This window comes from Shinella sp. JR1-6 (genome assembly GCF_004284735.1).
In the GTDB taxonomy this organism is placed as follows: domain Bacteria; phylum Pseudomonadota; class Alphaproteobacteria; order Rhizobiales; family Rhizobiaceae; genus Shinella.
This window is the reverse complement of record NZ_SHMI01000072.1, coordinates 1-6,419: the sequence shown is the minus strand read 5'-3', so window position 1 is coordinate 6,419 and position 6,419 is coordinate 1. Positions and strand designations below refer to the sequence as shown.

Annotated in this window: 7 protein-coding genes and 1 pseudogene; 2 read left to right on the top strand and 6 right to left on the bottom strand. The window is 58.7% G+C overall.

Annotation, left to right across the window (positions count from 1 at the left end):
• Window positions 1-592, bottom strand: a 592-nt coding sequence (locus EXZ48_RS33880) for a cation diffusion facilitator family transporter (RefSeq protein ID WP_245462436.1), incomplete at its 3' end; no start/stop codon positions are given.
• Between the two features lie 184 nt (window positions 593-776).
• Between EXZ48_RS33880 and EXZ48_RS33875 the strand changes: the two genes are divergently transcribed.
• Window positions 777-1,292: a copper chaperone PCu(A)C gene (locus EXZ48_RS33875; RefSeq protein ID WP_023515150.1), complete on the top strand. Its 516-nt coding sequence runs from the start codon at window positions 777-779 to the stop codon at window positions 1,290-1,292.
• 45 nt (window positions 1,293-1,337) lie between these two features.
• The gene (locus EXZ48_RS33870; RefSeq protein WP_023515149.1) at window positions 1,338-2,534 is read left to right on the top strand and encodes an FAD-dependent oxidoreductase; all 1,197 of its coding nucleotides are present in this window, start codon (window positions 1,338-1,340) and stop codon (window positions 2,532-2,534) included.
• A 39-nt stretch (window positions 2,535-2,573) separates the two neighbouring features.
• On the opposite strand, the gene EXZ48_RS33865 is transcribed toward EXZ48_RS33870, so the two are convergent.
• The 5 genes and pseudogenes from EXZ48_RS33865 to EXZ48_RS33845 form a co-directional block, all read right to left on the bottom strand.
• Window positions 2,574-2,930, bottom strand: a complete 357-nt coding sequence (locus EXZ48_RS33865) for an SDR family NAD(P)-dependent oxidoreductase (RefSeq protein ID WP_256363700.1) — start codon at window positions 2,928-2,930, stop codon at window positions 2,574-2,576.
• A gap of 205 nt (window positions 2,931-3,135) precedes the next feature.
• Window positions 3,136-3,669, bottom strand: a complete 534-nt coding sequence (locus EXZ48_RS33860) for a hypothetical protein (protein WP_037406355.1) — start codon at window positions 3,667-3,669, stop codon at window positions 3,136-3,138.
• 113 nt (window positions 3,670-3,782) lie between these two features.
• Window positions 3,783-3,917 (bottom strand): annotated as a pseudogene (locus tag EXZ48_RS36040) (MerR family transcriptional regulator); the annotation flags it as partial.
• A 109-nt stretch (window positions 3,918-4,026) separates the two neighbouring features.
• Window positions 4,027-4,344, bottom strand: coding sequence for a zf-TFIIB domain-containing protein (locus EXZ48_RS33850; protein WP_081870558.1), 318 nt, complete (start codon window positions 4,342-4,344; stop codon window positions 4,027-4,029).
• A 200-nt stretch (window positions 4,345-4,544) separates the two neighbouring features.
• Complete coding sequence (locus EXZ48_RS33845; protein WP_165909512.1) at window positions 4,545-6,215, bottom strand: phosphoethanolamine transferase; 1,671 nt, start codon at window positions 6,213-6,215, stop codon at window positions 4,545-4,547.
• Between the last annotated feature and the right edge of the window lie 204 nt (window positions 6,216-6,419).

The following is a 6,419-nucleotide window of genomic DNA, read 5'->3' as shown; positions in this document are numbered from 1 at the left end:
GAAGCGGGTCAAGAACACTCCATCCGGTGAGCATGATGCCGATGGCCGCCACAATGGCGCCGACCGATCCGAGAAGGTCGCCGACGACGTGAAGGAGCGCGCCACGCAGGTTGCTGTCACCGCTGTCGCCGGACCATAGCGCATAGGCGCCGATAAGGTTCACGACGAGACCGATGGTCGCGACAACGAGCATCGGACCGGCGAGGATCTCCGCGGGCTGGTTGATGCGCTGCACCGCTTCCCAGGCGATCCATGCGACAAGCAGCAGCAGGGTCGCGCCATTGGCGAGAGCAGCCAGGACCCGGACACGGTGAAAGCCGTAGGTCCGCTGCGCATCTATCGGCCAGCGCGCCACACGATAGGCCACCAGCGCAAGCAGCAAGGCTGCCGAATCCGAGACCATGTGTCCGGCGTCCGCGATCAGCGCAAGAGAACCTGCAAGCCAGCCACCAATTGCCTGCACCAGCGCATAACCGGCGGTCAGGATGAACACGAGCCTGATCCGGCGCTCGTTCGATTGCGTCACCTCGGCTCCGTGTTGGTGGTCGTGATCTCCATCGGAATGCGCATGCCCCGGCTCGCTGCTCATCATCTTGCGCCCTCGTTACCAGCTTTATCGCGACTGCTTGGAAACTGGTGCGGTAGCGGGCGAACGTCAATCATCCATGTAGATGGTCCGGTGTCCATATGCCGCATTTGTGAAGGACAGTGCGTCATTATTCCGGCGAGAATTCTGGTAAGACAACATCCGGATCAAAAGTCGGAGAACCTGGGCCATGCGCATGATCGCCTGCGCTGCGACAATGTTTGCAACCACGCTGCCGGCTTTCGCCGCCGGCGCTTCGGACGATTTGTCTCTCCATGATAATCCGCCTCGCGCCTTGCTGGTCGAGCACGCCGAACTCCTCGTTGTGGATCAACCAAGCGGTCAGACCAAGGGGTTCCTGACGATCTGGAACGGGACGGACGGCGAGATGCGTCTGTCGTCTGTCGCAAGCGAGACCTTTCGATCGGTTTCGACGCTGTCGTCACAACCCGCCGATGATGTTTCCCAGCAGCGCCGCTTCGAGGATTTCGTTCCGATCCCCGCTCATGCCGAGTTGAGAATGCAGCCAAATGGCATTCGGCTCCTTCTTGGGGATCCAGTCTCCGACATGACGGGGCGCCAGGCCGACCGCTTGACGCTGACCTTCGACGACGGCACGAAACTGGAGGTGATCGCCAAGATCGTCAGCTCCCGTGACGAACTCGTCAGGCACCATCACGGTCAGGTCGAAGCCGATCCGGGTTGAATCGTCTTGTTGGCGGCAGCAGAGTCGAAAAGGAGCAAACACCCGTTGTGCCAACAGAGTTGCTGCATTGTCGGCGCCGGCCCTGCCGGCCTCATGCTGGGGTTGCTTCTGGCACGCGCCGGCGTTCCCGTGACGGTGATCGAAAAGCATGACGATTTCCTCCGGGATTTCCGTGGCGACACCATTCATCCCTCGACCCTCGAGGTCATGGCCGAACTCGGGCTGCTCGACGAATTCCTTGCCCTGCCGCATCAGCAAGCCCCTGCCCTCTACGCCGAGATCGACGGCCGGACGGCGAAGATCGCCGATTTCTCCCGGTTGCCGACCTGCTGTAAGTTCATTGCCTTCATGCCGCAGTGGGATTTTCTCGACTTCCTTGCCCGCAAGGCCGCCGCCTATCCCGGCTTTCGCCTTCTCATGGGCTGCCAGGTCGTGGGCCTCGTGGAAGAAGACGGTGCGGTGCAGGGTGTCCGGATCATCGAGAGGGGGAACGAGAAGACGATCCGCGCGTCGTTGACCGTCGGTGCCGATGGACGGGAATCGATCGTCCGGCGCGAGGCCGGCCTTGAGATCGAGGACCTCGGCTCGAATGTCGATGTCCTGTGGATGCGGGTTTCCCGCCGGCCGGACGATCCGGCGATGCCGATGGGTCATGCCGGCCCCTCCCAAGGGCTCGTCATGATCGACCGCGGCGACTACTGGCAGATCGGCTTCGTTATCGGCAAGGGACGCTTCGAAGACGTGAAAGGCGACGGGCTTTCGGAACTGCGGAAGCGGCTGGCGGCTGTTGCGCCCCTCCCCCTGGAACGGTTCGAGGAGATCGCCGGCTGGCCGGACGTTCACCTGCTGCGGGTTCGCATGGACCGCGCCAGGCGCTGGTGGAAGCCGGGCCTGCTCTGCATCGGCGATGCCGCCCACGCGATGTCGCCGATCGGCGGGGTCGGGGTCAACCTCGCGGTGCAGGACGCCGTCGCCGCCGCAAACATCCTTGCCGGGCCGCTGAAGGACGGGTCGTGCTCCTCCGGGCATCTTGCCGCGGTTCAGAAGCGTCGCGCATTCCCGACGAAGGCGACGCAGAAGGTCCAGCTGATGATGCGTCGCAAGCGCGGTCCCGCGGCCGACGCGTCCCAGCCGAAGCGGCCGCCGGCCTTCCTGCGGTTCATCGCACGCTCCCGGCTCCTGCCGCATCTGACGGGACGGCTGATCGGGATCGGGTTCCGCCCCGAACATGTTCGCGGCTGAGCACAATCGAGATGTCGCGGCGGTGACCGCGGCACCCGCTTACGCCTTTCTTTCCTGAAGGATATTACCGCCGTCCACGACCAGCACGGCGCCGTTGATGTAGCTCGCCTTCGGCGATGCCAGGAAGCCGACGGCGGCGGCGATCTCGTCGGGCGTTCCGGCGCGCCCGCAGGGCGTCGCCTCGGCCGCGCGGCGCTCCTCGTCCGTGGAGGCGCCGGTTTCGACCCAGCCCGGAGCAACGGCGTTGACGGTGACGCCGCGCGGGCCGGCTTCGAGCGCAAGCGCGTGGGTCATCCCCACCATGCCGGCCTTGGCGGCGGATAGGCGGTCTCGCCGGGATTGAAGACATAGGGGCGGCTCGCGAAATCTGGTGTGGACCGATTGCCCACGCCCCAACGTCGTCCAGACCAGCAGTCAACGTTCAGACGGCTGGAACCACTCCATCGGACTCCAGACGGTTAGAACGCCGATCAAGCTGAACACTACTGAAGTGGCCACTAAGGCGAAAAGAACGGCAAAAACAATTTTTCTCATCATCTATCAATATCTTCAAAGTCGCGCTGTTTGTTCGGTAATTTTGCTTCGAGTGTTGGCATCCTGCTTAACGGCGGTTTGACAGAAAGCGTATCGCAACTGATGCTATAATGGGCGCCAAAGTAAGCACGACAATGCCTAGGAACCAGATCGCGAATATGGCAGGCTTGGCGATCATGCCTGCGAAGTTCAACATCTGCCCGGCGATGCCGCTGCTGTTGAGAACCTGAACCGCGTCTCCGGCGGCCTTTCCGCCTACAGCTTCCGCAACCCCCTCTCCACCGTCGATGGCGCCGAGCACAGTGGCCTTCAACCAAGCGATGAGGGGGTCTGCGGCAAGGTATCCGAGCCAGGAGAGCCCCGTCCATCCTATCAAGAGGACGAAAGCGCCACCCCAAAACAAGGACCGCCCTTTTCTCGGCCTTTGGGCGTGACCATTCGTGTCTGTGAAAAGACTCCAGTCTCGCGACTTTTCGACATTTTTGCCAATACGGGTCAACGGTCTAATCTCGAGGCCACTACCATGATTACGTAGCAATCGCCGCCCTAATTCCTGGCTACGGGAGGTAATACGGACGAGTTCCTCTTCCAGCTTCTTCAAGCGAGCAACTTCTCCCGCACATCGATCGGCCAATTGCTACATGACAATCCGGTCAGCCTGCTTGCGTGGATTCTTTGGATGATGCTTCAGTTGGATAATTTCGCGGATGGCGGCTATCGGCCCCCAAGATTGCAAGCGTGTCGGATAAGCATGAGCCGGTTGCTCTCTTCATTGGAATAGCGCCGATGGTTACTATCGGAACGCTCCGCGTGGGATCGAAGCCTCATTTGCTCAAAAGAGCGGACCGTTTTGGATTTTAATGCCGCTCAAACGTGAGAGATCGCCTATACTCATCATCGTCACTCTCCAGGTACTTCTCGGGAGGCGCGCCGTAGAGTGATATATCTGTTTCAGCACTCAGTCAAACAGCCGCCCCAGAAATGAGCGGTGGCGATCGCCACGCTCATACCCGTGGCTGGAGTGGCCGTGGTCGGAGCGATGTCCATGGGAGATCTGCTGGACCTGAGCGGACTGACCGCTCTCTTTGGGGGTCGCAAGGCCGATACCCAGACTGCGGTCAATTATCTTGTCCAGTTCACCGCGATCCAGCCATACGCCGCGGCACTGCGGACAGTAGTCGATTTCAATGCCCTGGCGTTCGCTCATTACAAGATTCACGCGGCAGGAGGGGCAGAGAAGCCCAGTTTCCGAGGCATTACCAGAACTCATGACCATAATCCTTGAAGTCTTGCCGTCTAGGCAATCATGGTTTCAACGACTGTCTGCAAACGTAGTTTCTCTAGCGGCTATAGGGTCAAGACTAGCCAAGAAGGTTTTAGTGTCTTTGACAAAATGTCGCGGCTAAGCCAATGATAGCCGTATGCGGGAACGCCCCATGAGGCCGGGCGACCGCACTCCGTGTCTGGTCTTTAGGATCAGGAGCCCGGGAGGGCCGCCAATGCCCTGCGACAGGCGGCGTACATGTCGAGATCACGCTCGTAGGCTTTGGTCGTGACGTTCATCATGCCAAGCAAGCTGGAGAAGAGATTATCGTGCGACAACGGCATGGTCGCAGATTTTTTCAGGCAATCGAGATTTAACCCCATGGATGAGGCGAATTGCCGATCGAACCATGCGATCAGCGGCACACGCGTCTGTTCGTCTGGCGCCATGAAGTAGGGCGTGCCATGCAGGTATAGATTATTCTCGCCGAGCGATTCGCCATGGTCCGAAACGTAGAGGAAGCCGGTGGATAGCGTCACTGTCCGCGCCTTCAGACGTTCTACGATCTTCGATAGGATGAAATCCGTATAGAGAATGGCGTTGTCATAAGCGTTGACGATCTCCGCGTCCTTGCATCGGGAAAGCTCCGTCGTCCGGCAGTCAGGAATGAATTTTCGAAACGCATCCGGATAACGCTCGTAGTAAGCCGGTCCGTGATTGCCGAGTTGATGCAACACCAGAACGCTGTCCTTCGTAATCCCGTTCAGCCATTCATCGATTTTCTCCAGGAATATCTCGTCTTTGCAGTCACCGTCCTTGCAGAACCGTGAATCGGACGATCCTGTAATGATCACGTTGCGAACTCGGTCGGCAACACCCTTGCTGCCGGTATTGTTTTCCATCCAGGTCACATCAACGCCCGCTCGGACGAGAACATCGAGGACGTTCTCGTTCTCCAATCCGGTCTTATGGTCGTAACCCGATCGCTTCAGATTGGAGAACATGCAGGGTAAGGAAACGTCAGTGGCCGTGCCGCAGCTTGAAACATTCGAAAAGTAGATGACGTCTTGCCGTGCGAGCTCCGGATTGGTCTCACGCGCGTACGAGTCTAGGGAGAAGTTCGCGGCGCGTGCCGTCTCTCCCACGACGATGATAGCGACGCGAGGCTTGGTGGAACCATCTGCTCGCGCATCAATTTTTGCATCCTCACCCACCGGCTTCACCGATATGATGATCTCCTGGCTTGCGCCGAGGATATATTTTGTCGTGCTAACAAGCGGCGTGATTGGATTGAGCGTTTTTACCAGATCTCTTTTGGTACGAACAACTGCTGAGTACGGCTTGTAGAATGCCGCACCCAAACTCACGAAAACTATAAGGCAGACGAAGATCGTTATCACGTTTTGACGAATCTTACGGCCGAACGGCTGATGGACGATGCGTATCCAGGTCAGAAATGCGGTCGGCAGGAAGAAATAGAGTGCAAAATGCTTAATGAGCCCTGGAGTGAGCAGATCTTGGGTTTCCGCCTTGGTCGTTTCAAAAGCGTTGCGCACCATATCCGTGTCCACAAATACACCGTAGGTATCCGTAAACCACGCCGCCGCCGTCGCCACGGCAATGTAGAGTATGAGAACCGGTTTGATGATGTACTTTATTGAAACTGCTACTGTGCCAATTGCAAAAAGCGCGAAGATGGCGACCCAAAGCGCCGCATAGGCCGAAGGATCATTTTTCAGGTAAAGCCCCGCCTTGGACCAGAAGGTGACATTAAGGAACAGCAGCAGGTAAACCGCAACCACAATGCTCGTAACAAGATCCCCCAGCTGCGGCCGGAATCGGTTCAATTGCGCCCTGAGCGTTGCAGCGGCCATGTGTTTCATGCCTCGATACCCATTTGTCCGCGAGCTTTTTGGCAACGTTTACTCTCTCTAGCGACTAGAGCTTCAAGAGGGTTTTTTCAGGTTTGCCCACACTCTTTCGACTGCGAGCCCTAACTTGGATCGCTTTGGATCAGACGGCTGATTGAAGGGCACGATCACGCGTGCCGGGCGAGAAGCGCGCCCCGCGGGTCCACCTGGACCGTG